This window comes from Streptomyces sp. 2114.4 (genome assembly GCF_900187385.1).
Lineage (GTDB): Bacteria > Actinomycetota > Actinomycetes > Streptomycetales > Streptomycetaceae > Streptomyces > Streptomyces mooreae.
This window is the reverse complement of sequence record NZ_FYEY01000001.1, coordinates 7,741,559-7,766,765: the sequence shown is the minus strand read 5'-3', so window position 1 is coordinate 7,766,765 and position 25,207 is coordinate 7,741,559. Positions and strand designations below refer to the sequence as shown.

25 protein-coding genes and 3 pseudogenes are annotated in these 25,207 nt (G+C 71.2%); 10 read left to right on the top strand and 18 right to left on the bottom strand.

Annotated elements, in window-relative coordinates:
• Window positions 1-35: 35 nt before the first annotated feature.
• Window positions 36-422, top strand: coding sequence for a DUF6086 family protein (locus CFW40_RS34260; RefSeq protein WP_220457253.1), 387 nt, complete (start codon window positions 36-38; stop codon window positions 420-422).
• Between the two features lie 44 nt (window positions 423-466).
• On the top strand, window positions 467-1,132 hold the full coding sequence (locus CFW40_RS34255) for an antibiotic biosynthesis monooxygenase (protein ID WP_143034511.1): 666 nt from the start codon (window positions 467-469) through the stop codon (window positions 1,130-1,132).
• Between the two features lie 127 nt (window positions 1,133-1,259).
• Here the strand turns inward: CFW40_RS34255 and CFW40_RS34250 are convergent, their stop codons facing one another.
• On the bottom strand, window positions 1,260-1,709 hold the full coding sequence (locus tag CFW40_RS34250; RefSeq protein ID WP_088801601.1) for a protein-tyrosine phosphatase family protein: 450 nt from the start codon (window positions 1,707-1,709) through the stop codon (window positions 1,260-1,262).
• Window positions 1,710-1,866: 157 nt separating this feature from the next.
• On the opposite strand from CFW40_RS34250, the gene CFW40_RS34245 reads away from it, so the two are divergent.
• Window positions 1,867-2,400 (top strand): GNAT family N-acetyltransferase, encoded by a 534-nt coding sequence (locus tag CFW40_RS34245; RefSeq protein WP_088801600.1) that lies wholly within the window; start codon window positions 1,867-1,869, stop codon window positions 2,398-2,400.
• A gap of 132 nt (window positions 2,401-2,532) precedes the next feature.
• Here CFW40_RS34245 and CFW40_RS34240 read toward each other — a convergent pair whose 3' ends face one another.
• Window positions 2,533-3,531 (bottom strand): PhzF family phenazine biosynthesis protein, encoded by a 999-nt coding sequence (locus tag CFW40_RS34240; protein ID WP_256331123.1) that lies wholly within the window; start codon window positions 3,529-3,531, stop codon window positions 2,533-2,535.
• An 84-nt stretch (window positions 3,532-3,615) separates the two neighbouring features.
• On the opposite strand from CFW40_RS34240, the gene CFW40_RS34235 reads away from it, so the two are divergent.
• Window positions 3,616-4,518: a LysR family transcriptional regulator gene (locus tag CFW40_RS34235; RefSeq protein WP_088801598.1), complete on the top strand. Its 903-nt coding sequence runs from the start codon at window positions 3,616-3,618 to the stop codon at window positions 4,516-4,518.
• A gap of 928 nt (window positions 4,519-5,446) precedes the next feature.
• Here CFW40_RS34235 and CFW40_RS34230 read toward each other — a convergent pair.
• A complete protein-coding gene (locus tag CFW40_RS34230) occupies window positions 5,447-6,436 on the bottom strand; it encodes an ornithine cyclodeaminase family protein (RefSeq protein WP_088801597.1) in 990 nt (329 codons plus the stop codon).
• 427 nt (window positions 6,437-6,863) lie between these two features.
• Between CFW40_RS34230 and CFW40_RS34225 the strand changes: the two genes are divergently transcribed.
• Together CFW40_RS34225 and CFW40_RS34220 are read left to right on the top strand one after the other, a co-directional pair.
• Window positions 6,864-7,121 carry a WhiB family transcriptional regulator gene (locus tag CFW40_RS34225; protein WP_088801596.1) on the top strand — a complete coding sequence of 86 codons (258 nt, stop codon included), beginning with the start codon at window positions 6,864-6,866 and terminating at the stop codon, window positions 7,119-7,121.
• A 135-nt stretch (window positions 7,122-7,256) separates the two neighbouring features.
• Window positions 7,257-7,916: an NADPH-dependent FMN reductase gene (locus tag CFW40_RS34220; protein ID WP_088801595.1), complete on the top strand. Its 660-nt coding sequence runs from the start codon at window positions 7,257-7,259 to the stop codon at window positions 7,914-7,916.
• A 232-nt stretch (window positions 7,917-8,148) separates the two neighbouring features.
• Here CFW40_RS34220 and CFW40_RS34215 read toward each other — a convergent pair whose 3' ends face one another.
• The 7 genes and pseudogenes from CFW40_RS34215 to CFW40_RS34190 all read right to left on the bottom strand — a co-directional run bounded on the left by CFW40_RS34215 (window position 8,149) and on the right by CFW40_RS34190 (window position 14,281).
• Window positions 8,149-8,565 (bottom strand): hypothetical protein, encoded by a 417-nt coding sequence (locus CFW40_RS34215; RefSeq protein ID WP_088801594.1) that lies wholly within the window; start codon window positions 8,563-8,565, stop codon window positions 8,149-8,151.
• Window positions 8,566-8,617: 52 nt separating this feature from the next.
• Window positions 8,618-9,094 carry a sensor histidine kinase KdpD gene (locus tag CFW40_RS38530; protein WP_256331124.1) on the bottom strand — a complete coding sequence of 159 codons (477 nt, stop codon included), beginning with the start codon at window positions 9,092-9,094 and terminating at the stop codon, window positions 8,618-8,620.
• Window positions 9,070-10,110 carry a histidine kinase dimerization/phospho-acceptor domain-containing protein gene (locus tag CFW40_RS34210; protein WP_256331125.1) on the bottom strand — a complete coding sequence of 347 codons (1,041 nt, stop codon included), beginning with the start codon at window positions 10,108-10,110 and terminating at the stop codon, window positions 9,070-9,072. The genes CFW40_RS38530 and CFW40_RS34210 overlap by 25 nt, the downstream gene beginning before the upstream one ends.
• Window positions 10,107-10,418, bottom strand: a pseudogene (locus CFW40_RS34205) (winged helix-turn-helix domain-containing protein); the annotation flags it as partial. The pseudogene CFW40_RS34205 and the gene CFW40_RS34210, both read right to left, overlap by 4 nt.
• A 125-nt stretch (window positions 10,419-10,543) precedes the next feature.
• Window positions 10,544-12,793: a xanthine dehydrogenase family protein molybdopterin-binding subunit gene (locus CFW40_RS34200; RefSeq protein WP_088801593.1), complete on the bottom strand. Its 2,250-nt coding sequence runs from the start codon at window positions 12,791-12,793 to the stop codon at window positions 10,544-10,546.
• Window positions 12,790-13,788 carry a xanthine dehydrogenase family protein subunit M gene (locus tag CFW40_RS34195; RefSeq protein WP_088801592.1) on the bottom strand — a complete coding sequence of 333 codons (999 nt, stop codon included), beginning with the start codon at window positions 13,786-13,788 and terminating at the stop codon, window positions 12,790-12,792. Before CFW40_RS34195 ends, CFW40_RS34200 begins: the two co-directional genes overlap by 4 nt.
• Window position 13,789: 1 nt before the next feature.
• A complete protein-coding gene (locus CFW40_RS34190) occupies window positions 13,790-14,281 on the bottom strand; it encodes a (2Fe-2S)-binding protein (RefSeq protein ID WP_088802546.1) in 492 nt (163 codons plus the stop codon).
• 252 nt (window positions 14,282-14,533) lie between these two features.
• On the opposite strand from CFW40_RS34190, the gene CFW40_RS34185 reads away from it, so the two are divergent.
• From CFW40_RS34185 to CFW40_RS34175, 3 genes are all read left to right on the top strand, one after another.
• Window positions 14,534-14,992 carry an Rrf2 family transcriptional regulator gene (locus CFW40_RS34185; protein WP_088802545.1) on the top strand — a complete coding sequence of 153 codons (459 nt, stop codon included), beginning with the start codon at window positions 14,534-14,536 and terminating at the stop codon, window positions 14,990-14,992.
• Window positions 14,993-15,276: 284 nt separating this feature from the next.
• Window positions 15,277-16,578, top strand: coding sequence for an acyl-CoA dehydrogenase (locus CFW40_RS34180; protein WP_088802544.1), 1,302 nt, complete (start codon window positions 15,277-15,279; stop codon window positions 16,576-16,578).
• Window positions 16,579-16,793: 215 nt separating this feature from the next.
• A complete protein-coding gene (locus CFW40_RS34175) occupies window positions 16,794-17,312 on the top strand; it encodes a hypothetical protein (protein ID WP_256331127.1) in 519 nt (172 codons plus the stop codon).
• Between the two features lie 135 nt (window positions 17,313-17,447).
• On the opposite strand, the gene tgmB is transcribed toward CFW40_RS34175, so the two are convergent.
• From tgmB to CFW40_RS34140, 7 genes and pseudogenes are all read right to left on the bottom strand, one after another.
• Entirely contained in the window at window positions 17,448-18,377 is a 930-nt protein-coding gene (gene tgmB, locus CFW40_RS34170; protein WP_088801591.1) for an ATP-grasp ribosomal peptide maturase, read from the bottom strand.
• Window positions 18,378-18,385: 8 nt separating this feature from the next.
• On the bottom strand, window positions 18,386-18,577 hold the full coding sequence (gene tgmA / locus CFW40_RS34165) for a putative ATP-grasp-modified RiPP (RefSeq protein WP_030079154.1): 192 nt from the start codon (window positions 18,575-18,577) through the stop codon (window positions 18,386-18,388).
• A 422-nt stretch (window positions 18,578-18,999) separates the two neighbouring features.
• The gene (locus CFW40_RS34160) at window positions 19,000-19,716 is read right to left on the bottom strand and encodes an alpha/beta fold hydrolase (protein WP_088801589.1); all 717 of its coding nucleotides are present in this window, start codon (window positions 19,714-19,716) and stop codon (window positions 19,000-19,002) included.
• Complete coding sequence (locus tag CFW40_RS34155) at window positions 19,713-20,498, bottom strand: DUF1295 domain-containing protein (protein ID WP_088801588.1); 786 nt, start codon at window positions 20,496-20,498, stop codon at window positions 19,713-19,715. The genes CFW40_RS34160 and CFW40_RS34155 overlap by 4 nt, the downstream gene beginning before the upstream one ends.
• Before the next feature lie 41 nt (window positions 20,499-20,539).
• Window positions 20,540-21,535: pseudogene (locus CFW40_RS34150) on the bottom strand (class I SAM-dependent methyltransferase); the annotation flags it as partial.
• Between the two features lie 40 nt (window positions 21,536-21,575).
• Window positions 21,576-22,505: pseudogene (locus tag CFW40_RS34145) on the bottom strand (cyclopropane-fatty-acyl-phospholipid synthase family protein); the annotation flags it as partial.
• Between the two features lie 57 nt (window positions 22,506-22,562).
• A complete protein-coding gene (locus CFW40_RS34140) occupies window positions 22,563-23,252 on the bottom strand; it encodes a rhodanese-like domain-containing protein (RefSeq protein WP_088801587.1) in 690 nt (229 codons plus the stop codon).
• A gap of 306 nt (window positions 23,253-23,558) precedes the next feature.
• Here CFW40_RS34140 and CFW40_RS34135 point away from each other — a divergent pair, with 306 nt between their 5' ends.
• Window positions 23,559-24,611: an NAD(P)/FAD-dependent oxidoreductase gene (locus CFW40_RS34135; RefSeq protein ID WP_088801586.1), complete on the top strand. Its 1,053-nt coding sequence runs from the start codon at window positions 23,559-23,561 to the stop codon at window positions 24,609-24,611.
• A gap of 18 nt (window positions 24,612-24,629) precedes the next feature.
• Here the strand turns inward: CFW40_RS34135 and CFW40_RS34130 are convergent, their stop codons facing one another.
• On the bottom strand, window positions 24,630-25,202 hold the full coding sequence (locus tag CFW40_RS34130; protein WP_088801585.1) for a helix-turn-helix domain-containing protein: 573 nt from the start codon (window positions 25,200-25,202) through the stop codon (window positions 24,630-24,632).
• Window positions 25,203-25,207: the final 5 nt, after the last annotated feature.

Here is a 25,207-nt window from a genome sequence, read left to right as displayed (position 1 = left end):
TACGCTGTCACCGTGACCAGCGGAGAGGCGTCCCCGTGAGCCAGTACTACGACATGGGCGACCAGACCCTGTGGAACCCGTCCAATGGGGTCTCCCGGTTGTTCCTGCGCCAAGTAGCCCTCCATGAAGAAGAATTGGCTCTGCCGTCCGGGATCGGACCGATGGATGCCGACGAGTGCCGGATCGACCCCACCGACTTCACAGCGTTCGTCGACGCGCTGCTGGCGCGACACCGCCATACCGGCCATGCCGTCATGATCGCCCTGTCCGAAGGGTTCGTCGCTACGGTGCTGGTCCTCGCGGAGAGGGCCGGCATCGAGGTGGACTGGAAGGCGGCCGACCGCGCCACGGGCGATGGCCTCAGGGACGTTTGTCGGTCCCGTGCAGCGCCGGCCGCACGGCTTGACCTCAACTTCGGTTGAGGTCGGATGGTTGGTCCCCACCCCACCCCTGGAAGGCGCGACAGATGGTTTCTCGATCATTGCCCGACATGCCCCGGGCCGATGCCGGCACGATCCTGGTCAGTGAATGGATCGTGGACACCCCGGAGCGGCAACATGCAGCGGCGGAAGCATTGCTCGGTGAGTGGCGCGAGTTGTGCACGAGGATTCAGCCCGAGGCATTCCAGCAGCTCAGCTGTTTCGGGAGCCTGGACGGACGACTGCTTCTGAGTCTTGCGCGGTGGGCGAGCGACGAGGCTCATCTCGCCTTCATGCGTGAGCACCGAGCAGGCATGGTGGGCCGCATTGATCAAGAGGTGCCGGGAATTCAACGACCGGGACTGATGCGCTACCGGTTGCTGCACAGCGTTCTTCCCGACGCTGTTCCGAAGTCTGCGGATGTCCTCGTCGTGCTGCGTGCCGAGGCCCGCGCGGCGGATTTGGTCAGGAGTTGGGCGGACCGGACAGCGGTCAAGTTACGTGAAGCGACCGCGGCCGCGCCGGGGCCCGCGCACGTCCTGGTGAGCACGGATGGCCTGCATGCTCTTCTCGCTGTGCGGAAGACACCCGATGACAGCTGGGACCACGGCATGCCGGCTACCGCAGGGGGCATTCATGTGCACGATCCGCAGCGCTATCGCCTGCTCGGAAGCGTCCATGGACCGCGCCACCGTGTCGTCGACCGGACCTGACACGGCCCCGGACCCGGTCCCTGTGAGGTTCGGGCGAGGTTCGGGGCGTGGCAGCTCGTCGCTGATGGGGCCACCGCCGCCCTCGGGGCCAAGCCGTGGTAAAGCGTCCGGCTCTGCGGGCGGCCCCCTACGCGTCGTCTGCGAAGCGCAGGACGAAGCGTCGTTGCCATGGGGTTTCCACGGCGCGAGGGTGGTAGTGCTGACGGACGTAGGCGACGGCTCGGTCTGGCGGTACCCCGTCGAGAACGGCCATACATGCCAGGGCTGTTCCCGTTCGGCCGCGGCCGCCGCCGCAGGCTACCTCGACGCGTTCGTTCGCTGCCCGGGTCAGCGCCTCCTTGAACAGCAGACGAGCCTGGCGGCGGTCCTTGGGAAGCCGGAAATCGGGCCAGCACAGCCACCGGGCATCCCACTCGGTCCGTGGGGGCTGCTTGCCGAGGAGGTAGACGGCGAAGGTGGGCATGGGTGCGGATGTGGGTCCTGAGGGGAGGGGGTGGCGCAGGCCCCGGCCGCGGACCAGGGCGCCCGAGGGGAAGCGTAGGACTCCTGGGTCTGCTGCGCTCCAGTGCTCGGTCATACGCGCACCCTATCGATCGGCCACCGTGTGAGCCGTTGGGCCGTACATGCGAGACGGCAACTCATGCTGTATGGAACCGGGTTGGCGTGGTCCGTGGCATGCGCCGTGCGGGGGCCGGCGTTGCCTGTGGCCTGGTGGGGACAGCATGATGCGGAGAATGACAACGAACCCGTCTTCAGTGTCGCCTGCCGTGATCCGGCTCGCGCGGTATACGGCTGCGGAGCTGAGGGAGATCGTCGGGGACGACGATGACCCTTTCGGCGTTGCGGAGGCCGGTCTGACCTGGCTGCCCAAGCAGGAGCACTTCGCCGTCCGACGGGACGGCCGCCTCGTGGCGCACACGGGTCTGGTGACGCTTCCCCTTTCGGCCGGCCCGGTCGAGACACAGGTGGTGGGCTTCGGCGGGGTGGTCGTCGCTCCTGATCTGCGGGGGCACGGGCTGGCACGGCTCGTGGTCACCTCCGCTCTGGAACACGCCCGCACGATGGGGCCGCAGTACGGACTCCTCTTCTGCCGCCCGCACCTTGTCCCCCTCTACCAACGCCTCGACTGGCGGACCCTGCAGGAGGACGTCGAGGTCGAGCAGCCGGACGGGCCGGTGACCATGCCGCTGCGGTCCATGTGGGTGCCACTGCGCCACGGGGCACAGTGGCCCGCGGGGCCGGTACGTCTGCGGTCCCTCCCGATGTGAGCGGCCCCCGATGTGAGCGGCCCCCCGATGTGGGCGGTTCCTTCCCCCCTCGGGGGTGTCCCGCCGTGATGCTTCGCGGCCGCCGGTCGGTGAGGCCGGCGGCCACCTGCCACCTCCGTCACGCCCGCGGGCTCACCGGCCCGGAGCGGGCAACGGGACGGCCTGCCCCGTGACCCGCACCTGTGGGTCATCGGGGTCGAGGTCGACGTAGAGGTCGCTGGGCCGGCCCATGTCCTCGCCCTGCCGGATGTGCACCCGCAGCGGCTCCGTGACCAGCCCCAGGGCGCGCAGGTACCCGCCGAAGGCCGCGGCGGCGGCGCCGGTAGCCGGGTCTTCCACGACACCGCCGACCGGGAAGGGGTCGCGGGCGTGGAAGTCGAGGCGTCCGGGGCCCGCGCGGTGGACGAGGTGCACGGTCGTCCAGCCGTGCTGCCGCATGAGGTCGTGCAGCGCGTCGAAGTCGTAGTCGAGGGCGGCCAGTTGTGCCCGGCTCCGTACTCCGAGGACGAGGTGGTCGTTGCCCGCGAAGGCGATGTGCGGCGGGAGGTCGTCGTCCAGATCGTCCCTGGTCCAGCGCAGGGCCCGCAGCGCCGGCTCGACCTGGGTGGCCTCCTCGGCCGGGTGGGAGTGCGCCGGCACGCTGGTGAGCGTGGCCTGGGTCAGCCCGTCGACGAGGCCGGTCCCCACCCTGATCTCCCCCGCGGGCGTGTCGAACAGCAGCTCGCCGGTTCCGTAGCGGGAGGCGAGGGCCACGGCCGTGGCGATCGTGGCATGTCCGCAGAAGGCGACTTCGGCGCGAGGGCTGAAGTACCGCAGGCGGTAGCGGCGGGCGGCAGTGTCGTGGGCCGTGACGAATGCGGTCTCCGAGTAGCCGACGTCCGCGGCGATGGCGAGCATTCGCGCATCGTCGAGGGATGCGGCGTCGAGCACCACACCGGCCGGGTTGCCGCCCGCCGGGTCGGTGGTGAAGGCGGAGTAGCGCAGGACTTCGATGCTGTCGGAGCTCTGGAGGGTGTCCGAGCTCCGGTCGGCGTCCGGGCTCGCGTGGGTGTCCGGGCGCGAGTCCCGGCCGACGGGGGACGTATGAGGCGAGGTACGGGGCGACGTATGAGGCGACATGGGAGAAGTCATGGCTTCACGATGGCAGCGCGATCCGATCGCGTCCAACGATGGTTTTCGCTCGGTCCCATCGGATATCGCGATAGCGTACGTTCGGTGGACACCAGACTTCTGCGTACCTTCGTGACGCTCGCCAGGGCGGGAAGCTTCACCGCCACGGCTCGCGCACTCCATCTCGCCCAGTCCACGGTCACCGTCCAGATCCGCACGCTGGAAAAGGAGTTGGGGACCCCGCTGTTCGACCGGATGCCGTCGGGGACGGTCCCGACCCGGGCGGGACTGCGGCTGCTGGAAGAGGCCGAAGAAGTGCTCGACGCGGTGGCCCGGCTCCGCGCGACGGCCGCGGCCGGGCAGCGTGATGTGACGGGCGGGACCGTCGAGGGCCAGGTTGCCGTCGGCGCGGGGGATTCGCTGTGCTCCTCCCGGCTGCCCGCGGTGATTGCTTCCTTGCGGCACGCGCACCCTCGCCTGGATGTCCAGCTGCACGCCGCCGGCACGGCCACGGCTGTGGACGGACTGCGCACCGGGCGGCTGGACATCGCACTGCTGCTGGAGCCGGAGGTCGGCGAGAGCGATCTGCTGGCCCGCAGGATCGCGGACGAATCGCTGGTGTACGTGGTGGCGCCCGGTCATCCGCTGGCCGGACGGGCAGCCGACTGGGAGGAGTTGGCGGGCGAAAGCTTCTTCGTGCACGAGGAGGGGTGCTCGTACAGTGACCGGCTCGTCCGCACACTGCTGGGCCTGCCCGGGGCTTCTCCCCGGATCACCCGGTTCGGCAGCATCGATGCCGCCCGGTCGTGTGTCGCGGCGGGTCTCGGTCTGACGATGCTCCCTCGTGTGACCGTCGAACGCCACCTTCAGGGCGGCCAGTTGGCGGTGGTGGACGGCCCGAGGGCGCAGCCGGTGCCCGTCCAGCTCGTCCGGCACCGCAGACGGTGGTTCGCGCCGGGCGCGCAGATCGTGGCCGAGGAGTTGACGCGCACCTTCGCAAAGGCGTGAAGCCGTGGCAGAGGTGACCGGCAGCGCCGCTCCTCGCCACCACCGCTTCGCCGTCAGCTCAGAGGCCCCACGAGAGTTCGGTTTTGTCCTTCGTCCGCGTGGACGCCCGGCGCGTCGTTTGGACAGGCCCCGGCCCTCCGACACCGTGAAGACGTGCGCCCTCTCCTCCTTCGCCTCGCCGCAGCGGCAGCCGTACTCCTGGCCACCAGCAGCTGCGTATCCCTTTCCGCCGACGGCCCCTTGCACGGTCCCGGTCGCGCGCCGGGCGGACGCACGGTCGCTCCGGCCCGGCCGTCGCCGTTGCTGCTGCCCACCCGGGGGGCGTCGCACGAGCGGGTGGTGGATGTGGCGTCCGTGCGGCGGAAGGCGAAACGGCACCCGAAGACACACAAGCGAGATGATGCCGCCCCCCGGCATACGGCGCCGGGAAACCAACGGCCGCGGGGCATGGGACGGACACTGCCGCGCCCCGCTCACGCCGCGCCGTCGAGGTCACGTCCGGAGCCGGTACGGGCGGCGCCCCGGCATCGGCGCCACACGGCCCGGGGCCGGGCCCAGGCTCCGGCCCCGGCTCCGCGAGAGCTCCCGCGGGCCTCGCGGCCCCGGCCCGGCACGGACGCCGGCGTGGTGTGCCGGATGGCGTCCGGCCACGTCCGTTCGGACCTTCTGCAGTTGTGCCACCGGACGTACGGACGCTGAGGCGGTCCGTTCGCCTCTGCGCCGTACGCCCGGTGACGCTGGTGAAGCCGGTGAGACCGCCCGTCCCCTCCGGATCGCGGCAGTACGGCCGCAGCCGTCGGGTTCCGGGTGAGGCCGTTCAGCCGGGCGGGCAGGCAGCGTTGGGGCGCTCCCGCCGGATGCCACCGGGCAGGCAGCCTGGTTCACTCCAGCCGGTGAAGGTGGTCAGGCCCGTCCCGATGCGTGTGGATCAGTCCAGCCGGATGTCTGTCCCCGCCGACTGTTCACGGGCCGCGGCGACGACGAGGGCTGCGGCCGCCGCGTCCTGCACTGCCACTCCGACGGATTTGTAGAGGGTGATCTGGTCCGGCGAGGAGCGGCCCGGTTTGCTGCCTGCGAGGAGTTCGCCCAGCTCGGCGTGCACCTGGGCCTCGGTGATGACGCCGTCGCGCAGAGGGATCAGCAGGTCGTTGCTGCCCGCCGGGAAGGGCGCCAGCGCCGCCTGCCGTGACTCGACACATACCAGTGCTTCGGCCACCGTGGCATCGTCGATCTCCCGGCCCTCCGGGTTGAATCCCACCGAGGTCACATGCACGCCCGGGGTCAGCCAGGAGCGGCGGATCACGGGGGCGACGGAGTGGGTGGTCGCGGCGGCGATCTCCGCTCCGTCAAGGGCCTCGGCGTAGGTGGCGCTCGCCCGGGCGGGGATGTCGAGTGCGGAGGACAGGTGGCCGGCCAGGGCGGCCGCCTTCGCCTGGTCGCGGCCCGCCACGCGGATGTGCCGGATCGGGCGGACCCGGCACATCGCCTCGGCATGCGACCGGGCCTGCGCTCCGGTGCCCAGGACCGCCAGCACCGAGGCGTCCTCACGGGCCAGCAGGCGTGCCGAGAGCGCCGAACAGGCGGCGGTCCGCGCCGCGGTGATGGCCGTGCCGTCCAGCAGCGCTGCCGGTTCTCCGGTGTGCGGATCGAAGACGACGATCAGTGCCTGGTGGGTCGGCACGGGGGTGCCCCCGTTGTGCGGGAAGACGGAGACCAGCTTGCTCATGAGCACCCCGGCCGACGGTACGTAGCCAGGCATGGCTGCCAAGAACCCGTCCCGTTCCGGCACCAGGGCGGCGACGCGGTCCGGCGAGGAGGCGCGGCCGGCGCTCAGGTCCGTCATCGCCGACGCCAGGGCGTCGATCAGCGAATCCATGTCGAGCAGCGCCTCGACCTGCGCACGCCCCAGTACCAGCATCCGTCTCAACCTCCTGATCACAGCGGTACGGCCGACGTTACGCCGAGCCGTGGCGGCGACCGTAGTCCCCTGCGTGTTCGGGCGACGCGGTGCACGTGCCATCACGCCACCCTGCGCGGCGGAGGAGTGCCACGGCGAGGCACGGGTAGGCGCCGCGACAGCCCTGGGCAATGGTGGTCCCGCCGCGCCGGACGGCAATGCCGGCTGAGGATGGCCATGGCGATCGGCGACTGCGATGACGGCAATGACAGCGATGACAGCGCATTGTGGTCTCAGGAGCGGGCACACGAGGACAGCGAGCACAGCGAGTAAGACGAGTCAACAAGGCGCCTGGAAAAGGTAATTGAGGCCGTGCACGGACAGTTAGCCCCCGGCGCCCCGAAGTGAGGGAACCGACCGCGCTCGGGCGCGGAGAACGGAGGTAACCATGGACTGGCGTCACGACGCGGTGTGCCGCGAAGTGGACCCGGAGATTTTCTTTCCCGTCGGTAACACCGGCCCCGCGCTCCTGCAGATCGAGGAGGCCAAGGCCGTCTGCCGCCGCTGCCCGGTGATGGGGCAGTGCCTGCAGTGGGCGCTCGAATCCCGTCAGGATTCCGGCGTCTGGGGCGGGATGAGCGAGGACGAGCGGCACGCCATGCGGCGCCGGGCCGCCCGGAACCGGGCGCGCAGCGCTTCCGTGTAGCTGCAGCGCAGGTCAGAACATGGCGTGGTGGGTACCGGGTGCGCCGCCTGTGCGCCTGTACGCTTTCGTCGCCCCCAGGCGGTGGCCGTGTGTGCGGCATCGGCACACGCTCTCCTGTGCCGGAAGGACGTCACCATGCCCACGGATGGACACCCCGCACCCCTGCGCGTCCTTGTTCTCGGCGCCGCGCTGCGGGCAGGGTCGACCAATGCCCGGCTGGCTTCCCTCGTCGGACGCATGATGACCGAGGCCGGCGCCGTGGTGGACCTGGCCGCGATGCGGGAATTCGACATGCCCCTGTACGACGGTGATGTCGAGGCCGAGGGAGGCGTTCCGGACGGTGCGCTGGCGCTGCGTGACCGGCTGGAGCGCTGCGAGGCCTTTGTGATCGCCTCCCCCGAGTACAACGCTTCCGTGCCTGGGGTCGTGAAGAACGCGATCGACTGGGTCTCGCGGGTCCGGCCGCAGCCGTTCAAGACCAAGCATGCGCTGCTGGTCTCCGCCTCCCCCTCCCTGGTCGGCGGCAACCGGGGGCTGTGGGCGCTGAGGGTTCCGCTGGAGCATCTGGGCACCCGGGTCTACCCCGATATGTTCAGTCTTGCCGCGGCGCATCAGGGGTTCACCGAGGACGGGCAGCTGACAGATCCCGCCCTGCAGGAACGCCTGCGGGAGACCGTGACGGCCTTCCTCCATCTGGTCGAGGCCGATGCACGCTATGTCTGTCTGCAACGCCGTTGGTACGAGTTCCCGGGCGACCGCACCGAGGCTCCCGTCACCCAGCGGGCGGAGGACTGAGCCGTTCCCTCCGCGGACACGCCTCCCGGCGCAGCGCTCGATCCGGGCTGTTGTGCGCCGGGGACGCGGCGGGTGAGGCCGTGTCGGCAGGTAGCGCTGTGCCGTCCGGGGCCGGGGAGGGGCGTCAGGCCATCCGGACCAGGCGCCCCTCACCTGCGGGGGGCGGTGCCTGTCGATCCCACCAGCCGTCCTGGTCGGTCTCTACCGGTCACCGAGGCCTGTCCGGTCCGGGTCACGACGAGGTCGTGTTGTGGTGGGACCGGCACCAGGTGGCGACCTTGGCGAGGTCCTTCTGCCGCTGCTGGAGCGTGGGGACGAGGGATTTGCGGTGGGCGAGCTTGTGGTTGAGGAAGGTCGCGATCTCGGTGTGACCGGCGGCCTTCGCCTTCTCCGCGCGCTTCTCCAGGCGGGCGACGGAGCCACGGACCCCGGCCTTGCCCTGCAGACGGTGAAGAGCCCGGTGGAGGCGCTTATCGATCTTCGGGGCGCGCTTGCACAGCGCCTGTGCGCCGTCGCCCGTACGGGTCTTGGCGGAGTTGGCGGAGGCGGACGGGGCCGGGGTGCTGTCCGCGGCAGCGGCGGTGCCGGCGACACCGAGCAGGGCTGTCGCGGCAGCCACCGACGAGAGGGCGATGCTCCGGGTACGCATAGAGGTCCTCCTCACGAACGGGACGGGCACGGTGCCCGTCCGCGAGGAGAAGTTAGGGATGTTCTTTGTGGAAACCTTGTGGGCGGTCCGCGGGGTCCGCCAGCCAGTCCCGGCGCGCCGGCAGTGCCGTGTGCTGAGGACGGTGGGCGGGCGCGGCGGGGAAGACGACCTCGAAGCGGGCTCCCCGGCCGCCGGGGCCGTCCAGCAGTCGCAGGCCGGCCCGGTGCAGGGCGGCCTGCTGGGCGACCAGGGTGAGACCGAGGCCGGAACCCGGGCTGTCCGGACGACGCTGGAAGCGCTGGAAGACCGCCTCCCGGCGCTGCCGCGGCACCCCCGGCCCGCGGTCCTCGACGCCGGGGACCACGCAGGGGGAGCCGCTGTCCTCACCGGCCCGGAGGGAGAGCGCGACATGGGCACCGCCCTCGGCGGACCGGCCGTGGACCAGCGCGTTCGTCAGGAGGTTGTCCAGCAGCGAACGCAGCCCCGGCTGCCACCCGTGGATCGTCAGTCCCGGGCTGCTGTGGACCACCACCTCGGCCCCGGGGTCCTGCGCCGGGCATCCGCCGCGGCTTCGTCGGCGAGATCCGCCATATCGATGACGGCGAACGAGTCGGCCTCGACCAGATCGCCTTGGGCAAGTGCCCGCAACATCACCAACAGGCCCAGCAGACGGGCGTGTTCATGCCGCAGATCGTCCACCGTCTCCGCGCGGTCGGCGGCGTCGAGGTCCTGGAAGGCGTCGAGGATGTCGAGGTTGGTCTGCATGCTCATCAGCGGGGTGCGCAGTTCGTGGGACGCGGCGGCGGAGAACGAGCGTGCCGAGCCCAGCGCCTCGGCGGTGCGGGTGGCCTGCTCGTCGTACCGGGTCAGGAAGGTCTGCAGTGTCCGGGCGAGATCGTCGACCTCGGTGATGCGGGTCGGGGCATGATCCAGGCGGGCGGCGCTGGTGTGCGGGTCGAGTCCGCCGGCCGCCTGCTGCAGACGCCGCAGCGGCCGGGCCGCGCGGGCGGCGAGCAGCCAGGCCGCGGCGCCGGCCGGCGGGGCCGCGAGCAGCGCCACCATGATCACCCTTCGGCGCACCATCCCGAGCTGTGCCTCGCGCGCGGTGTCCGGGGAGAACAGCCACAGCATCCCGTGCACCCCGGTGCCGCTGCCGGCGACCGGCACGGCCAGCACCCGCCAGCTCTTGCCCCGCGACCGCACGGTGGACGGATGCCGGGTGCCGACGGGCAGCGGAACCGAGGCGGCGGGTTGCGGTCCGTCCATGACGGTGGTCTCGGGGCCGGACAGCCGGACGCCGACGTCCAGGGCCGCGGTGAACAGCTTCCGCTGGCGGGCCTGTTCGGCGCGGGGCCGGTCGTGGGAGCTGGCGCGCAGCAGGCCGCGCGCCGCCACGGCCACGCTCTGCGCACGTTCGGTGAGACGCCGGTCCGCCTGGATACGCAGGTCCTTGCCCACCAGCTGCACCAGGAGCCAGCCGGACACCACCACCAGCAGTGGCACCACCATCCCGACCACGAGCGCGATACGGGTGGACAGCCTCATCGTGCCGACCCGCTCTCGTCGTCCCGCAGCACAAAACCGACGCCCCGCACGGTGTGCACGATCCGGCTGCGCCCGCCCGCTTCCAGCTTGCGTCGCAGATAGCTGACGAAGGTGTCCACCGCGTCGGTGCGTACCTCGAAGTCGTAGCCCCCTACGCGTTCCAGCAGCTGGTCGCGGGTCAGCACCTGGCCGGCGTTGCGGGCCAGGACCTCCAGCAGGGCGAACTCGCGCCGGGTCAGCTCCACCTCCCGGTCGTCGAGCCGCGCGCGGTGTGCCGCCGTGTCGAGCGCCAGACCGCCGACGCGTACGGGATCCCGGATACGGGGTCCCGGGGGCCGGGGTGTGCCGGCTGTGGCCGTCGGCGTCGGACAGGGGCGGGGAGGCGGCGCGCCATAAAACGGTGCGCCGGAAGACGGTGCGCCGGGAGCGGTGCCTACAGCAGGTGTTCGATCCTGATCGGCAGTTCGCGGGCGCGGTATCCGGTCGCGTGGAAGACGGCGTTGGCGATGGCTGCCGCGGCGCCGACCATGCCGACTTCTCCGAGGCCCTTGACGCCCAGCGGGTTCACGACCGTGTCCGGTACCTCCACGAACTCGATGTCGACATCGGGGGCGTCGGCGTTGACCGGCACCAGGTACTCCCCCAGGCTCGCGTTCGCCCAGCGGCCGTCGCGGGGGTCGACCACCGTGCCCTCCAGCAGCGCCTGGCCGATGCCCCAGAGCATGCCGCCCATGACCTGGCTGCGCGCGGTGCTTGCGTTGAGGATCCGGCCCGGGGCGAAGGCACCGACCATCCGGCGCACGCGGACCACACCGAGGTCCGGGTCGACGGCGACCTCGGCGAACTGTGCGCCGAAGGTGGCGAGCCCGTACGGCACGTCCGGGAGCGGCGGGGTCCAGCTGCCGAGGGCGTCCATGTCGGTCATGAAGTGGCGCTGCATCAGGTCGCGGTAGGACTCGACGCCGCCGGGCCGGTCCGGCAGTTCCATCCGTGCGTCACGGACGACGACGGCGGCCGGGTCCGCCTGGTACAGGGGGGAGGCGGGGTCGGCGATCGCCTGCTCGATCATCTGGTCGCGGAGCGTGGTGGCCGCGGTGTGCACCGCGGCGCTGATCATGCCGGCGCCTGCCGAGCCGACCGTCGCCGCGACGTTCGGCAGGTCGGTGTCGCCGTACTCGAAGCGGACGTGCTCCACGGGGATTCCCAGGCCGTCGGCGGCGACCTGGGTCATCGCGGTGGCCGACCCGGTCCCGAATTCCTGCGTGCCGGCCTGCACCACGGCGAAGCCGTCGGCATAGAGACGGGCCCTGGCACGTTGCGGCTGCATGGGGAAGAACACCGGGTATCCGGCGGTGGCCATGCCTTTGCCGATCAGCCAGTTGCCGTCCCGCTGGGAGCGGGGTTCGGGGTTGCGGGAGTGCCAGTCGAAGCGGGCCGCGCCGCGGCGGTAGCACTCCTCCGCGCCGTCGCTCGACCACGGATGACCGGTCCGGGGGTCGGACTGTGCGTGATTGCGCAGCCGGAGTTGTACCGGGTCGACGCCGATGCGGTGGGCGAGCTCGTCCATCAGGCATTCCATGGCGTACATCCCGGTGGTCTCGCCGGGCCCGCGGGTGAAGGTGGGTGTCATGGTGTTGCCGCGGATCAGCCGGTAGACGCCCTCGTAGTTGGGACAGGCGTACGCCTGCGAGGCCATGCTGAGCGAGGGTTCGGCCCAGTCGTCGAAAGTCGAGGTCAGCGAGAGCTTGTGGTGGCGCAGGGCGGTGAGCCGGCCCTCGTCCGTGGCGCCGAGCTCGATGCGCTGCTCCTGCTCCTCGCGGTGGCCGCAGGAGGTGAACATCTGCTCGCGGGTGAGCGCCAGTTTGACGGGGCGCCGCACATGGCGTGCGGCCATGGCGGCCAGGGTGACATGCGGCCAGATCATGGCCTTGCAGCCGAATCCCCCGCCGACGTACGGAGCACGGACCCGCACCTTCGACGGGGGGATGCCCAGCAGTGCCGCCACGGTGCTCTGGCTCGCCACGATTCCCTGGGTGGCGTCGTAGAGAGTGAGCCGGTCGCCGTCCCAGACCGCTGTGGTGGCCGACGGCTCGATGGGATTGTGGTGGTTTGCCGCGAAGTGATAGGTCACGTCGAGGCGTTGGGTCGCCGCCCGGAAACCGGCCTCGACATCTCCGCGCACGCTGCGTGCGGGAAGGAATCCCGCGAAGATCGCTTCGGGTTCGTAGGCCTGGTCCCGGCCCTCTTCGAGCGTGGTGACGGAGGGGCTGCGCTCGTAGTCGACACGGACCTGCCGGGCCGCGAACTGGGCGCGTTCGCAGGAGTCGGCGATCACCATGGCCACCGGCTGTCCGAAGTAGTGCACGGCTTCGTCCTGCATCGGGAAGAAGCTCTCCCCGGGGGCGGCGTGACCGGCCAGCGACGGCAGCAGATGGGGCGGGGCGGCGACTCTCGGCAGGTTCCGGTGGGTCAGTACAGCCAGCACACCGCCGGCGTTCTCCGCGGCGCGGGTGTCGATGCCGGTGACCCGGCCGCAGGCGGTGCGGGCACCGACGAGAGCCGCGTACACGGTGCCGGGCAGGGTGTACTCCGCTGCGTAGCGGCCGCTTCCGGTGACTTTGGCCCGGCCGTCGACGCGCGGGAGAGGCCGGCCGACGGCCGTGAGGGTGGCGCCCGTGGTCATGCCGTCCCGCCTCCTTGCGCGGCAGCGGTCTGCAGGGCACGGACGATGGTCCGCCGGGCGAGTTCCGCCTTGAACGCGTTCATCGGGCGGGTGACGGCGGGGGCCAGCTCCGCGCCCGCGGCCCGTGCGAGCACGTCCGCCTCGGCGCGCCGCCCCACGAGCAGGTCCTCGGCCCGGTGCGCGCGCCACGGTTTGGTCGCCACGCCGCCGAGGGCGAGCCGGACCTCACGGATCACTCGGTCCTCCAGCGCCAGCGCCGCGGCTGCCGAGGCGAGGGCGAACTCGTAGGACTCGCGGTCGCGCACCTTGAGGTAGAGCGAGCTGCGCGCCACGGGGGCCGGGGGCACCTCGATCGCGGTGATCAGTTCACCGGGTGTGAGGGGGTGCTCCCGCTCGGGTGTGTCCTCGGGGAGCAGGAAGAAGTCGTCGACCGGGAGGCTGCGGGAGCCATGGGCACCCTCCACGTGCACGACGGCGTCCAGGGCGACGAGTGCGACCGCCATGTCCGAGGGGTGGGTGGCGATGCAGTGGTCGCTGGTGCCGAGGATCGCGTGGCCGCGGTGGGCCCCCTCCAGAGCGGAACAGCCGCTGCCGGGAACGCGTTTGTTGCATGCGGATTCGGGGTCCCGGTAGTAGGCGCACCGCACTCGCTGCATCAGGTTCCCGCCCATGGAGGCCATGTTCCGCAGCTGCGCGGAGGCTCCGAGCAGCAGTGCCTGGGAGAGCATCGGAAAGCGTTGCACCACGGCCGGCGCCTCGGCCACCTCGCTCATCCGGGCCAGCGCGCCGATGAGCAGTCCCCCGTCGGGACGGTCCTCGATCCCGGCCAGGGGCAGTCGGTTGATGTCCACCAGGCGATGGGGCCGCAGCACATCGAGGCGGAGCAGGTCGACTTCCGTGGTGCCGCCCGCCAGGTAGGAGCTTCCGGGGTCGCTGGTCACCGCCCGGACCGCAGTGGTCACATCCGTCGGACGGGTGTAGCTGATGGCACGCACGTCACTGTCCTGTCCTGTGGCCGTACACCTCGCGGATGGCGGAGCGGATGTGGGGATAGGCCGCGCAGCGGCAGATGTTGCCGCTCATCCACTCGGCGATCTCGCTGTCGGATCCGGCATGTCCTTCGTTCACCACGGCGACGGCCGACATGATCTGCCCGGGGGTGCAGTACCCGCACTGGAAGGCGTCGTGCTCGAGGAAGGCACGCTGCATCGGGTGCAGTTCCCCGCCGTCGGCGAGGCCTTCGATGGTGGTCACTTCCCGGCCTTCGCAGGTGACGGCCAGCGTCAGGCAGGCCAGCACTCTGCGCCCGTCGACCCAGACCGTGCACGCCCCACAGGTTCCCTGGTCACAGCCCTTTTTGGAACCGGTGAGAGCCATGTGCTCACGCAACGCGTCCAGCAGGCTGACCCGGGGTTCCAGGTCCAGGACGCAGGAGACACCGTTGACGACCAGGGCCATTTCCACGCTGTCGGGCCCTCGCGTTCGCATGGCCGCGGACTCGGCCACGGACATGGACGCGCCTTTGTCTGCCACGACACTCACCTCGGAGTCGGTGCCTACGTCGAGCCTCCGTCCGGTCGTACGGGCTCGCAACCGGACGACGGGCATGACGGAGGGCCTGGGAGGGGGCCGGCAGAGGGCGGGACGCAGGCGTTCCGGGCGGGCGTGGCTGCCCCCGGAGAGCCCGGGCCGGGACACCCGGAGGTCCCGGACGGGGCCCCTTACGGGATAATGCGCAGCATGCGGATCTCAGCCAGAGCGGACTATGCCGTGCGGGCGGCGCTGCAACTCGCCGCTACCCGGGATGCGGGGCCGCTCAAGGCGGAGGCCATTGCCCAAGCGCAGGACATTCCGCATAAATTCCTCGAAGGCATCTTGAACGACATGCGCCGGGGCGGGCTCGTCCACAGCCAGCGCGGCGGCAACGGCGGCTACCGGCTGGCCAAGCCCGCGGAGGCGATCAGCATCGCGGATGTCATCCGCGTCGTGGACGGCCCGCTGGTGTCGGTACGCGGAGTCCGCCCACCGGAGTTGTCCTACACGGGGCCCGCCGAGTCACTGCTGCCGCTGTGGATCGCGCTGCGGGCCAATGTCCGCCAGATCCTCGACGGCGTCTCCCTGGCCGATGTCGCCTCGGCCGAGTTGCCGGACCCGGTGTCCGCACTCACCGAGGACCCGGCATCCTGGGCCAACCCGTAGGGCTCCGTCCAGGATCCTCTCAGGGCTCCTTCAGGACACCCTGAGGGTTTCGGGGTGCCTCTCCGCGAAGGTCCGGATGCCAAGACCGGCCTGTCCATCCCTTGAACGCCCCTTGATCCGCCCGCAGTCCGGAAGCATTCTCTTTCCTATTAATCCAGTGGGAAAACTAGGAATCAGGGGTGGGAGAAATGGGCGTGCGGACACCGGTACGTACCGATTCACCGGCAGGCCATCCGGTCTCCCCGGCCGCGCCGGAGTCGCCCGACGGGACGGTCAAGGGCGCCATGCCCAAGAAATCCGCCGCTCGCCCCGCCTTCACGGAGCCCCGCCCCCTCGCCGAGGAAGGGATCCGGCTCCGCATCACCCGGGAGATCGCGGATGATCTCGCCGTCGACGCGCTCAGCCGCGACCGTGCGGGCAAGCCTCCGTTCGACGAGGCCGCACGGCTGCGCGAAGCGGGCCTGCCCGGCCTGCTGACACCGCCCGGACCTGCCCAGCGCGGCACCGACTGGCGTACCGCCTGCGCGGTCATCCGGGAGATCGCGGCGGCCGACAGCTCCATCGGTGAACTGCTGGCCCGGCACTATGCGTTGTCGTGGAGTACCCGTTTCTTCAGCACCCCGGAAAAGGCCGACGGGCTCGAACTCCGGTCGGTGGCGGCGCAGTGGCTCTGGGGCGGCAGCACCGATATCCCGGACCTGGAGCCGACGGCGGGCCCCGATCTGACGCTCACCCCGGCCGGCGGCGGGTACGTCCTTCACGGGTGCAAGGCGCTCGCCGCGGGCGTCCAGGTCGCCGACCGGCTGATGCTGGGCGCGGTATGCGCCGAGAGCGGTGAGTCAGTGATCGTCTGCGTCGATCCGGCCCACCCGGGGGTGGTGGCCGATGCCGAGCACGACCGTCTCGGCCAGCGGCTCACGGGCGCCGGGCGCCTGAGCTTCGACGGTGTCCCCGTCCCCGCCGACCAGGTGCTCGGCGCCGTCCCCCACGATGAGCACGCCCTCTCCCCCTTCGCCACGCTCGCCCCGCTGGCGCTCCGGCTCGCCCTTGTCCACGTCAGCCTGGGGACCGCCGAAGGAGCGCTTGCCGAGGCCCGGGACATCGACCGGGCCGCCTCGCGCAGCCGGCCGGCCACGGGGTCGGACGACGGGGCGTACCCGGAGGCGTACTCGCAGGCGTACTCGGATGTGTACGCGGACCGGACGGGTGCGGACCCCTACCAGCTGCTCGCCTACGGGGAGTTGGTGACGGCCGCCCACACCGCCGCGGCGGTGGTCGAATCGGCGACCGAGGCCTTGGCGCGCGGCCTGCTCGCGGGGCAGGAACTCGGTGTGGACGAGCGCGCGGACATCGCGGTCCTGGTCGCCGCGGCCGAGGCGGTCACCGGCAGGTCGGCGATGGACATCACGACCCGTGTCCTGGAACTCACCCAGGGCGCCGACTCCCCGGACAGGGCCCTGGGGTTCGACAGGTTCTGGCGCAACGCACGTCTGCTGACGGCGCAGGCCTCCCCCACCCACGCTCTCCGCGACATCGGCGACCACTATCTGAACGGTACGCACCCCGCCCTGACCCTGCGCGCCTGACGAGCTGTGCCGACCGGGCGGAGTCCTCGGTTCCGCGGACACCGGGCGGAGTCCTCTGCCCCGCGCGCTACCGCGGGGTCACCCCGCCGCGCCACGGGGGTTATTCGCCCGGCACGGTCGGCGTAGCTTCGGACGGATCCGTGCCGGGGGCTGCTACATCTCGTGGGGGCGCCCCCGAGCGGGGGCAGCCCCCGTCGGTCCTGGGAGGTGGCGCCGTGTCCGTATTGCGCAACGATTCCCTGCCGCCTCCCAGACGGGGGGAGCCCCTGCAGCGGCTGCTGTTCGGCGGTGTGTACGGCTCGGTGCTCGCCAGTGCGCTGGCGGCCGCGCTGGGCCATGAGGGGAACCCGGCGGACCCCGGGTACGACGCGTTGTGGGTGGCGCTGTCGGCGGTGGCATCGGCCGCCGCCCACGGCTACGCCCATTCCATCGCGCACCGGACGGACGAGGACTCCCAGGTCACCGCCAGCGCGGTGCGTTCCATGCTGACCGAATGGCCGCTGGTGGCCGCGATGGTGCCGACGATCGCGGTGCTGCTCGGCGCCCAGGCGAAGTGGTGGGGTGAGGCGAGCGCGATCGACGTCGCCCTGGGCTTCAACATGGTGGCGCTGTTCGGCTGGGGGGTGTGGGCGGCCCGGGTGGCGGGCCGGCGCTGGGCAGGGTCCTTCCGGGTCGGTGGGGTGGATGTGATGATCGGGCTGTTCATCGTGGTGGCGAACGTCCTGAGCAAGTAGGGGACGGCGGCGGCCGCCCGGCGCGCGCCGCACTCGGACGGCGGTGCGCCGGGCCGCGAGGGTGACGGGCACGGCGCAACGACACGGCCCTGCCCCGCCGCCCTCGCCGCCCCGCGGCCGTCCGCCGCCGAGGAATCAGCTGAGGGGTTCCACGGCCAGCCAGGCGGCGATGGCCTGGGCAATGGGCTGGTCGGTCTCCAACTGGACGAAACCGAACTGGCCGCCCTGGTTGCATTCGAGGAACCACCATGTCCCGTCCGGGCCTTCGGCGAAGTCAAAAGCACCATAGGCAAGCCGGGCGGTGGACATATAGGTGGTCACCGCCCGGTGGACGGAGTCCGGCACCTCGGCAGGCTCCCAGGTGCCGTGCTGACTGAAACGGCTGTCCACCTCGTCGGGATCGGCTTTCTTACGGGCGGCGAACAGCTGCTCGCCGACGCAGGTCAGCCGGATATCGGCCTCCTTGTGGATGTGCTGCTGGAGCAGGGTGGGGCCGGCCGCGACGCCGCTGAAGTCCGCGTCCGGGCTGATGCGCGTGGTGGGCAGCACGAGTGGCGGGTCACCGGGGTGCTTTCCGCTGACCGACTTCACCACGAGGTCCTGGTGGGCGGCGGCGAACTGCCGGGCGACCGCCGGGAACGTGGTGATCAACGTGGGGGGCACGAGGAAACCGCTGCGATGGGCGATATGGAGCTGCCAGGGCTTGTTGCGTGCCTGCACGGACGCGACAGGGTGGTTCATCCAGCGCGCCGGGGTGCAGGAGAGCATGCCGTACAGCGCCTGCTCGGATTCCGCCGTGATCCAGGCGGACTGTTCCGGGGCGCGGGCCCCGGGGGTGCCGGGGCGGCGGACCCATACCGAACGCAGACTGCTGAGGCTCACCATGCGGGTGCCCGCTTTGAGGTATCCGTGGAAGTCGTCCCCGGCGTACTCCGCCGACAGGGCGACCCTACCGGGCAGGTCGGCGGGGTCGAGGCGGACGAGCGGGACACCGAGGTCCTGCAGCGTGGACACCACGATGTCCGCCGTCAAGTCTTCCTCGCAGGTGAGGACCAGGACGGTCATGGGGGCGCTCAGTCGTCGAAGTGGGTCTTGGAACCGGCGGTGGAGGCGGTGGTCCCGGTCGCCAGCAGCACCGCCCGGCTACAGGTGGCCGGGCGCCCGTCCGGGAGGACGTTGAGTTGCCGCGTGGCGTCATAGCTGTAGGGGGTGGTCGTCGGCGATTTCACCGCCGGACGGGCGTAGCTCAACGCAAACGGTCGCATACCTTCTCCTTCGAAGCCCGGTTTCCGAGCCCTTGCCGCGGGGCACACTTGAAGGCCCCGTTTGATGACTCTGCACGGAAGACGCGACAATCTGGTCAGTAAGTTGCCTCATTTGCTCGTTTTCGGCGATCCTCTTGACTCAAATGCGGCGATCACGTACTCGCCGGTCGTGCCAAGTACCGCCGTCGAGGCGCACCCTGACGGCCCGTTCAGGAAAGAGCGCACACCGATTGCCCACCCTGAAGGAGACTTCCCCGCACGCGACTTGAGCACGCGGAAGGGCCCGGCACGGCGATCCGGGCCGGGGCGGAACTGCACGCCGGATCGCGCGCACCGCTCGCTCCGCGCCCGCCGCGTGGACGACGGACGGGACGTGTGCACAAAGATGTGCCGTGTGGGGCTGGTGTGCGGCAGCCGGGCCGCTATCCGGGCGACGGCCTCTCTTCGGCCGGCACCGGCAACGGCTCATCGGCCATGATGGCAGTGACGAGCTTCACAGTCAGCCGGTGCCAGGCGCGGGCGCCGCGGAGCATGGTGTGGCCGCCGCGCGGCATGGCGACCGCGTGGGCCCGAGCCCCCGACCGCCGGGCGCGGTCGGCGAAGAGCCGGGAGCCTTCGGCGTCGGTGATCCGGTCGCGGTTGTCGTGCAGCAGCACGACGGTCCGGTCGCGCAGCTGGGAGACGGGTTCCCCGGGCGGGCACCACGGGGCGAGCGCGACGATGCCGCGGACCGCCGGATGTCCGCCGGTGTGCAGGGCGGCCCTGCCGCCCATGGAGTGGCCGATGAGCACGACCGGCACGTCGGCCGCGAGCGCGGCCAGCTCGTCGAGCGCCCGGCGGGCGTCCTGGGCGGCGTCCGCCTGCGGGCCGTTCCAGCCGCGGCAGCGGTAGCGCACGGAGGCGAGCAGCAGTTGCCGCCCGCCCGGTGCCCGGGTCATCGCGGAGCCGAAGGGCCGCATCCGCAGTGCGGGGAGGTTCAGCCGCGGAGGCGGAGTGCGGCCGTCCGCCCGGCCGCCGTGCAGCAGCAGCACCGCGGCCCGTGGCGGGTCCGGGTGGCGGTGGACGAGCAGCGGCCGGTGCGGGTTCCGGCGTCCGCCGCCGATGTCCGGGTCCGTGGGCCGTTCCGGGCCGGTGGTCATGGGCGGGGGTCCTCCGGGTGGGGGTGTCGGCGCGGTGGCGGGGGAATGAAGCCGCTGGTGCGGGCCGTGTAGGCAGCGTAGCCGGGGCGGTCGGCCAGGTGGTTCTCCATCAGTCGCTTACCGCTGCCGTGGATGAGCAGGTACGACATCACCAGTGGCGAGACCACGGCGACCGTGTCGCTCTGCGGGGTGCCGCAGGCCGACAGGAACAGCCCCCACCAGACGAGGAAGTCGCCGAAGTAGTTGGGGTGGCGGGTCCAGGCCCACAAGCCGCGGTCCATGATGCGGCCCCGGTTGCCGGGGTTGGCTGTGAAACGGACAAGCTGGAAATCGCCGACGCTCTCGAAGACAAAGCCGGTCGCCCACACCACCCCGCCGGCGACGGCACCCGTCCCCGGCGGCACCGCAACGTACTGAGCGACCTGCACCGGGAGCGAGATCAGCCACACCAGTCCGCCCTGCAACAGGTACACCGTGCGCAGGGCGTAAGCGTCGCGGCTGCCGGGGGCCTTGGCCAGCAGCCGCTCATAGCGGGGGTCCTCGCCGTGCCCGCGGCCGCGCCGGGCGAGGTGGACGGACAGCCGCAGCCCCCACACCGCCGTGGCGACGGTGACCAGGAGCCGCCTGCGGTCGTCCCCGTAACCGGCGGACAGGGCACACGTCGTCAGCGCCACCGCCGTGAACGCCGCGCCCCAGGCGACGTCCACCAGCCGGTGCACCCCCTTGGCCCGGGCGACGGCGAACGTGGAGAGCAGGACGGCGAACGCGACGCCCGCCGCCACGGCGAGGTTGACGGCGAAGGCCGCCCAGGGGAATCCGGTCCCCGCAGCGACTCGACCGAGCGCACCTCCAGCCCGCCGGCCTCCAGCAGGCCCACGGTCTCGCCCAGGGGGCGCATATGCATATCGGGGGCGATGTAGGACTCGATGAACGCACCGCCGCCGGGTGCGGCGGCGCCACGGGACATCTGCTGGATCAGCACCCGTCCGCCGGGGCGCACCAGGGCATGCAGCCGGGCGGCGAACCCCGGGTAGGCGGCGTCGCCCACGTGCTCGCCCATCTCGATCGCGCCCACCGCGTCGTAGCCGTCCTTCGTGAGGTACCGGTAGTGCCGCAGTTCGACCTCGACGAGCTCGCTCAGCCCGAGCTCCTGCACCCGTGCGGCCACGAGGCGTGCTGCTCCCGCGAGAGCGTGACCGCGGTGACCTGTGCGCGGTACTCCCGGGCCGCGTGGAGCGCGAGGCTGCCCCAGCCGCAGCCGAGGTCCAGGAGGCGGGCACCGAGGCCAAGGCCCAGCTTGCGGCAGACCAGCTCCAGTTTGTCGCGCTGGGCGTCGGCCGGCCCGTAGGACGGGTCGGCGGGGCGTTTCCAGTAGCCGCAGGAGTAGGCCATGGTCTCGTCCAGCAGCAGCGCGTACCCCCCAGTCGTTGGACAGGTCGTAGTGGTGGCTGATGGCGGCCCGGTCGCGGGCGGTGCTGTGCAGCGCGCCCCGCAGCCGTGCCTGCGGGGCCCCGGGCGCGGGCGGGCGCGGGCCCAGGGCGCCGAGCCGCAGGGCGGTCAGCGCCATCCGGGCCAGTTGCCGGGGGCCGGGAGCGGTGGGAGCCGTGCCGTGCTCCCGCACCGAGCGCCACACTCTGCTCAGCCCCTCGGCCAGGTCGCCCTCGACGTCCAGATCGCCGGCGATGTACGCCTGTGCCAGGCCGAGTTCGCCGGGCTGCCACAGCAGCCGGCGCAGCGCGCGGGGTGAGCGCAGCACCACGACCGGTGCCGTCTTCGGTCCGGCTTCACTGCCGTCCCAGGCGCGCAGCCGCACCGGCAGGTCCCCCGCGAAGTACTCAGCGAGAAGGGCGGCAAGACGGGGCGCGGAGCGCGATCCGGCCGCCGGGCGCCAGCAGGCGTTCCAGGGTCTCGAAGTAGACGGGCCAGTAGTCCTCACCGACCGCCTCGATCATCTCCACGCTCACCACGGCGTCGTGGACCCCGGTCGCCTGCCGGTAGTCACACAGTTCGACCGAGACCCGGTCCGCGTAACCGGCCTGCGCGATACGCGCCAGGGCGAGCGCGCGCTGCTCGTGTGACAGGGTCACGGTGACCACGCGGGCGCCGCGCGCGGCGGCGCGCAGGGCCAGCTCTCCCCAGCCGGTGCCGATCTCCAGCAGGCGCGTGTCCTCGCCGACACCGGCCAGGTCCAGCAGCCGGTCGATCTTACGGTGCTGCGCCCCGGTCAGATCGCTCCAGACGGCGGGGCGCCTGGGAAAGAGGGCCGAGGAGTACGTCATGGTCCGGTCCAGGAAGAGCGCGAACAGGTCGTTGGACAGGTCGTAGTGCCGGTGGATGTTCTCCCGTGCGCCCTCCGGTGTGTTGCGCTGGGCGCGGGGACGTCGGTGCGCCCAGGCGCCGCGCAGCCGCTGCAGGGGCCGGGGTACCAGCGAGGTGAGGTGGGAGGCGAGCACGGTCAGCACGCCGACCAGTTCGTCCGTGTCCCACTCCCCCGCCATGTAGGACTCCCCGAAGCCGATCAGCCCGTCGGCCCCGATCCGGCGGAAGAACGCGTCCGGTTCGTGCACCCGCAGCAGGGGCCCCTCGGCGCCGGTGACGGGTGCGTCGCCGAGCGCGGCCCGCAACGGCAGGGCGGCCAGGGCCCGTTGGACGAGGAGCCGGGTCGCGTCGGTACGGGCGGCCGAGCCGCGCGGACGGCGCGCCACATCCGGCCACCTGGCCGCGTCCACCCGCTCCGTGGCCGTGGTGGGGGCGGCGGCCGGGGCGAGGACTGCGGGCGGACGGCGTATCCGGCCGGCCTCATGCCGGCGGACGTATGCGACGGTTATCTTCCGGTTTTGCTTTCGTCAGCCCTCGCGCACCGCATCTGCGACGCGATCGCCGTTGTTCTCGGCGCTTTCGCTCCCGGGAAGGACGACCGGCAGCCCCGCTGCTTCCCACGCCTCAAGGCCGCCCGCCACGCTGTAGACGGAAGACCGGCCCGCGCGGATCGCCTGCATGCCGCCCTGCGCGCTGCGGTTGCCTGTGCGGCAGACGAAGGCCAGTGGGCCGTCAGGCAGATCCGACAGCGACGCTGGCAATGTGCTGAGCGCGGCGTGGACGGCGCCGGCCGGGTGACGCGCTGCCCATTCATCGTCTTCACGGACATCGACCAGTGTGAGTTGCCCATTCTCGGCGCGGCGACGCGCCTCAACAGGAGACAGGTCAGCGGGCATGCGACCGTCGCCGGAACTCAGGCTCTGCGTGGGCAGGACCGTCCGGATCGCCTCGTAGTTCGAGGCATGGACGACGGCTATCTGCTGTCCCATCATCGGGCAGACATTCATTGCCTCTTCCCAGTGACGGGTGGACTCCCATTCCGCCACGTTGACGAGAGAGAATTTGCTCCCCGGAACGATCGTGCGGAACATGTACGTCCGAATGAAACCGGGCTGCGCCGCCATCACCTCCGCAGCATCTTGCCATGCGGCGAGATAAGAGGCTTCCTTCTCTTCATCGATCTCGATCGGAATGATCACGACGTGGCGATTTTCCATCTGCTGCTTCCTCGAGTATTTCAACTACCGGCATGCCGCTCGATCCGGAGGAATTCCCAACGAATGCGGGAACACGACCGAGTCCTGGAGACACCGGCTTTCAGTTGGGGGCCGGAACCATCTGGACGCAGCTTGCACACACGTATCCGCAGGCGACGAATCCTCTTGCTGGACTGGCAAGATGCTCGGCGTGGTCCGGGGCCGTCGGCCGACCGGCGAGCCATCCCCGGCGGCGAGAGCCAGCGCGTCTTGCCAGGACAGCATGAACCTTTGCGGCATCCGTGGCGCCCGTCGGACGCTGATGGCATGAGCGAGTTCGAGTTGATACGAGATGGTGAACAGACCTGGGACGTCGTGGTGGTCGGGGGTGGGACCGCCGGCCTTTCCGGGGCTTTGAATCTGGCCCGGGTGCGCCGGTCGGTTCTGGTGATCGACAAGGGTGAGCCCCGCAATGCTCCGGCTGCTGGCGCCCATGGTGTGCTCGGCCGCGAGGGCATCTCTCCTCTGGAGCTACTGCGGCTCGGGCGCGAGGAGGTCGCTTCGTACGGCGGTCGTGTCGTTTCGGGGCAGGTCACGCGGATCTCCCGGGACCGCGCGGGCTTCCGGGTTGTCACCGAGGACGGGCAGCACCTACGGACACACAGAGTGCTGGTGACCACTGGTTTGGTCGATGTGCTGCCGGACGTTCCAGGGCTGGCCGAACGGTGGGGGCGGGACGTGCTGCACTGCGTGTACTGCCACGGCTGGGAAGTCCGGGACAAGGTCATCGGGGTGCTCGGCAACTTCCACCAGGCACTGTTGTTCCGTCAGATGTCCAAGGACGTCACGCTGTTCCTGCACACCGCAACGGAACTGACCGACGAACAGTGGGAGCAGCTGACTGCTCTCGGCGTCGACGTGGTCGACGGTGAGGCCACCGGGCTCGAGGTCGACAGCCAGGACCAGCTGGCGGGCGTGCGGCTGGCATCGGGAAAGGTGGTGCCGGTCCAGCAACTGGTGGTCGCCCCCCGGTTCCTCGCGCGCGCGGGTTTCCTGCGCGAGCTGGGCGTGACGATGCAGGAACACCCCATGGGCCTGGGGGAGCAGCTCCAGGTGGACGCCTCCGGGTTCACCGGAGTGCAGGGCGTGTGGGCCGCGGGGAACGTCAGCGATGTACTGGCCGGGGTTCCCGCCGCGGCAGCCGCCGGCACCACCGCGGCCGCCGCGATCCACATGGACCTGCTGAAGGCCGACGCGGAAGCCGCCGCCCGTGCGGCGAAGGACGGTGAAGTGTTCAGCGGGGCGATGGAGGCCGAGGTGTCGCGGCGGGTGCAGGGCAGCCGTGCGCACGGACTGGGCTTCCTCCCCGGCGGGAACTGAGCCCTTACCGCGACCGGGTCAGGTGGCGCGGACCCGGAGGTGGGCCCGTTCTCCCTGGCGTCCAAGCAGGATGAGAAGTTCAACGGCCTGGTCGCCGTCGGCGCCAATCCAGTGCGGCACGTGCGTGTCGAACTCCGCGGCCTCGCCCGGCTTGAGGCTCAGGCTCTGCTCGCCCAGCAGCAGCCTGAGCCGTCCGGCGAGCACATAGAGCCACTCAAAACCGTCGTGAGTCTGCAGCTCCGGCTCCCTCTGGGACGTGGGTGAAATGAGAAGCTTATAAGCTTGGGCGCCGCCAGGATCGCTCAGCGGCACCAACGTCATGCCTCCCCGGGTCACCGGGCGCAGGTGAATGCGCGGGTCTCCCGTACGGGGCGCGCCCACGAGATGGTCGAGGGGCACCGCGTACACCTCGGCGAGTGGCAGCAGCAGCTCCAAAGTCGGCTTGCGACTGCCGCCCTCCAGACGAGACAGCGTGCTCTCGCTGATTCCGGTCCACTGGCCAAGCTCAGCCAGGGTGATCCCCCGCCGGCGACGCAGCTCCCGCAGACGGGGCCCGACCGCATCCAGAACGTCCTTCTTCGCGCTGTTCACACCCT

Bases quoted from the DNA above. Each gene is read 5' to 3' on its own strand.
- CFW40_RS34135 (WP_088801586.1), top strand. From the start codon at position 23,559: ATGAGCGAGTTCGAGTTGATACGAGATGGTGAACAGACCTGGGACGTC.
- CFW40_RS34230 (WP_088801597.1), bottom strand. From the start codon at position 6,436: ATGCTGGTACTGGGGCGTGCGCAGGTCGAGGCGCTGCTCGACATGGAT.
- tgmA (WP_030079154.1), bottom strand. From the start codon at position 18,577: ATGCGACCGTTTGCGTTGAGCTACGCCCGTCCGGCGGTGAAATCGCCG.
- CFW40_RS34190 (WP_088802546.1), bottom strand. From the start codon at position 14,281: ATGCGAACGCGAGGGCCCGACAGCGTGGAAATGGCCCTGGTCGTCAAC.
- CFW40_RS34180 (WP_088802544.1), top strand. From the start codon at position 15,277: ATGCCCAAGAAATCCGCCGCTCGCCCCGCCTTCACGGAGCCCCGCCCC.
- CFW40_RS34225 (WP_088801596.1), top strand. From the start codon at position 6,864: ATGGACTGGCGTCACGACGCGGTGTGCCGCGAAGTGGACCCGGAGATT.
- CFW40_RS34210 (WP_256331125.1), bottom strand. From the start codon at position 10,110: ATGAGGCTGTCCACCCGTATCGCGCTCGTGGTCGGGATGGTGGTGCCA.
- CFW40_RS34160 (WP_088801589.1), bottom strand. From the start codon at position 19,716: ATGACCACCGGCCCGGAACGGCCCACGGACCCGGACATCGGCGGCGGA.
- CFW40_RS34255 (WP_143034511.1), top strand. From the start codon at position 467: ATGGTTTCTCGATCATTGCCCGACATGCCCCGGGCCGATGCCGGCACG.
- CFW40_RS34185 (WP_088802545.1), top strand. From the start codon at position 14,534: ATGCGGATCTCAGCCAGAGCGGACTATGCCGTGCGGGCGGCGCTGCAA.
- tgmB (WP_088801591.1), bottom strand. From the start codon at position 18,377: ATGACCGTCCTGGTCCTCACCTGCGAGGAAGACTTGACGGCGGACATC.
- CFW40_RS34200 (WP_088801593.1), bottom strand. From the start codon at position 12,793: ATGACCACGGGCGCCACCCTCACGGCCGTCGGCCGGCCTCTCCCGCGC.
- CFW40_RS34250 (WP_088801601.1), bottom strand. From the start codon at position 1,709: ATGACCGAGCACTGGAGCGCAGCAGACCCAGGAGTCCTACGCTTCCCC.
- CFW40_RS34240 (WP_256331123.1), bottom strand. From the start codon at position 3,531: ATGACTTCTCCCATGTCGCCTCATACGTCGCCCCGTACCTCGCCTCAT.
- CFW40_RS34215 (WP_088801594.1), bottom strand. From the start codon at position 8,565: ATGCGTACCCGGAGCATCGCCCTCTCGTCGGTGGCTGCCGCGACAGCC.
- CFW40_RS34140 (WP_088801587.1), bottom strand. From the start codon at position 23,252: ATGGAAAATCGCCACGTCGTGATCATTCCGATCGAGATCGATGAAGAG.
- CFW40_RS34245 (WP_088801600.1), top strand. From the start codon at position 1,867: ATGACAACGAACCCGTCTTCAGTGTCGCCTGCCGTGATCCGGCTCGCG.
- CFW40_RS34220 (WP_088801595.1), top strand. From the start codon at position 7,257: ATGCCCACGGATGGACACCCCGCACCCCTGCGCGTCCTTGTTCTCGGC.